Raw genomic sequence first — 956 nt, 5'->3', positions numbered from 1 at the left:
GCACTTTCTGACGATGAGAGGATCCGCCAGCTTTTTGCACACCTGGCTGCCCACGGTGCCATTACCGAGCCGGAGGTGGCTGCCATGCTGGGTTCTCCCCGGGCAGCCCGGCGCTTTTCCCTCCAGGTCGATGATCTGGCCAGTCGGGCGCCGTTCTCCGTCCGCATTGCCGTCGTGGGTGATGTCAAGCGCTACGTGAAGGAGCAGAGCTGATGGGCACCCTGACCGCCAAGGACGTCGAACACGTCTTCGAGTCGCTGCGCAAGGGGCTGGTGCCCGAGCGCGGCATCGACACCTTCGCCGTGGGCATCGAGAAGCAGCGCGGTGAGCTGCACCGCCAGCTGGAGCTGGCCGGTGGAGGAGAGGGCACGATCAAGTTCCTGCGCGGAGGCTATGGCTGCGGCAAGACCTTCATGGCTCGACTGGCCCTGCTCGATGCTCAGGAGCTTGGCTTTGCCACCAGCTTCGTGGTCGTCTCCGACAACGACCTCAAGTTCCACCGCTTCGACGACGTCTACCGCAAGGTGATGACCGAGCTGGGTACCTCCAGCTGCCCCCGCGGCGCCCTCAGCGACATCCTCGATCGCTGGATTGCTCGGGTGGAAGACGCCCTGATCGCCGCCGGCGAGGACGAAGACGCCGCCGGCTTCGACGAGAAGGTGCAGCAGCGCCTTGAGGCCGACCTTGCTTCCCTCACTGGAGGCCAGGCGCCCCAGGACTTCATCCGGGTGATCCAGACCATCTTTCGCCTCAAGCAAGAGGGCGAGGTGTCTGAGGCTGGTGCCCTGATCTCCTGGCTCTGCGGTAGCGGCAATGTGGCAGCCGCCTCTAAGAAGGCGGCGGGCATCAAGGGCGACATTGGCAGCCGCGATGCCCTCGACTATCTCCGGGGTGTTCTGGAGATCGTCAAGGCTGCCGGTTACAAGGGCCTGCTGATCGTGATCGATGAGGCGGAG

The 956-nt window shown here is 64.6% G+C and carries 2 protein-coding genes; both read left to right on the top strand.

The genetic code is table 11. The features are described from left to right. The coding region (locus AC01FP_RS17880) for a hypothetical protein (RefSeq protein WP_474482127.1) at positions 1-213 on the top strand (213 nt) is incomplete at its 5' end. Further along, positions 213-956, top strand: a 744-nt coding sequence (locus tag AC01FP_RS17875) for a BREX system ATP-binding domain-containing protein (protein WP_474482126.1), incomplete at its 3' end; no start/stop codon positions are given. The genes AC01FP_RS17880 and AC01FP_RS17875, both read left to right, overlap by 1 nt.

The organism is Cyanobium sp. NIVA-CYA 375 (assembly GCF_056108345.1).
Note: the sequence above shows the minus strand (reverse complement) of the source record. Positions and strands in the feature narration are given on the sequence as shown.